This window comes from Amycolatopsis sp. NPDC098790, from assembly GCF_044759945.1.
Classification (GTDB): Bacteria; Actinomycetota; Actinomycetes; order Mycobacteriales; family Pseudonocardiaceae; genus Amycolatopsis.
Genome location: NZ_JBIWAI010000017.1, coordinates 1 through 1706 on the forward strand (window position 1 = coordinate 1; position 1706 = coordinate 1706).

2 rRNA genes are annotated in these 1706 nt (G+C 55.4%); both read left to right on the forward strand.

Annotated features, from left to right (window positions below):
* Positions 1 to 1522: ribosomal RNA gene (locus ACIQWX_RS50645) — 23S ribosomal RNA — on the forward strand; the annotation flags it as partial.
* Positions 1523 to 1589: 67 nt separating this feature from the next.
* A 5S ribosomal RNA gene (gene rrf, locus ACIQWX_RS50650) occupies positions 1590 to 1706 on the forward strand.

Here is a 1706-nt window from a genome sequence, read left to right on the forward strand (position 1 = left end):
GTGTGTGGAGCGTGGGACCTGATTTCGTAGTAGTCAAGCGATGGGGTGACGCAGGAAGGTAGCTCCGCCAGGCGATGGTTGTCCTGGTGTAAGCGTGTAGGCCGAGTGGTAGGCAAATCCGCCACTCATACAGGTTGAGACGTGATGCGTAGCCGTTTGAGGCGAAGTAGAGTGATCCTATGCTGCCGAGAAAAGCCTCTAGTGAGTGCATGCACGGCCCGTACCCCAAACCAACACAGGTGGTCAGGTAGAGAATACCAAGGCGATCGGGTGAACTGTGGTTAAGGAACTCGGCAAAATGCCCCCGTAACTTCGGGAGAAGGGGGGCCAAACACTCTGAAGTCCTTTACGGACTAGGGGTGGGTGGCCGCAGAGACCAGCGGAAAGCGACTGTTTACTAAAAACACAGGTCCATGCGAAGTCGCAAGACGATGTATATGGACTGACGCCTGCCCGGTGCTGGAACGTTAAGAGGACCGGTTAGCCTTTCGGGGCGAAGCTGAGAATTTAAGCGCCAGTAAACGGCGGTGGTAACTATAACCATCCTAAGGTAGCGAAATTCCTTGTCGGGTAAGTTCCGACCTGCACGAATGGCGTAACGACTTTCCGGCTGTCTCAACCACAGGCCCGGCGAAATTGCACTACGAGTAAAGATGCTCGTTACGCGCGGCAGGACGGAAAGACCCCGGGACCTTTACTATAGTTTGGTATTGGTTTTCGGTTCGGCTTGTGTAGGATAGGTGGGAGACTGTGAAGCTGCAACGCTAGTTGTGGTGGAGTCGTTGTTGAAATACCACTCTGGTCGAATTGGGAATCTGAACCTCGGGCCATGATCTGGTTCAGGGACAGTGCCTGATGGGTAGTTTAACTGGGGCGGTTGCCTCCTAAAGAGTAACGGAGGCGCCCAAAGGTTCCCTCAGCCTGGTTGGCAATCAGGTGTTGAGTGCAAGTGCACAAGGGAGCTTGACTGTGAGACAGACATGTCGAGCAGGGACGAAAGTCGGGACTAGTGATCCGGCACCTCCTGGTGGAAGGGGTGTCGCTCAACGGATAAAAGGTACCCCGGGGATAACAGGCTGATCTTGCCCAAGAGTCCATATCGACGGCATGGTTTGGCACCTCGATGTCGGCTCGTCGCATCCTGGGGCCGGAGTAGGTCCCAAGGGTTGGGCTGTTCGCCCATTAAAGCGGCACGCGAGCTGGGTTTAGAACGTCGTGAGACAGTTCGGTCCCTATCCGCCGCGCGCGTAGGATACTTGAGGAAGGCTGTCCCTAGTACGAGAGGACCGGGACGGACGAACCTCTGGTGTGCCAGTTGTTCCGCCAGGGGCATGGCTGGTTGGCCACGTTCGGAAGGGATAACCGCTGAAGGCATCTAAGCGGGAAGCCTGTTCCAAGATGAGGTATCCCACCCTTTGTGGGTTAAGGCTCCCAAGAGACCATTGGGTTGATAGGCCAGAAATGGAAGCACAGTAATGTGTTGTTGAGTTGACTGGTACTAATAGGCCGAGGACTTGTCTACGAAGATGTTGCGCATCCACTCTACGGTTCTGAAACACCACGCCAGTGCGTGTGTTGTTTCGGAGTGTTTCGGTGGTTTTAGCGTCAGGGAAACGCCCGGTCCCATTCCGAACCCGGAAGCTAAGCCTGACAGCGCCGATGGTACTGCAACCGAAGGGTTGTGGGAGAGTAGGACACCGCCGAAC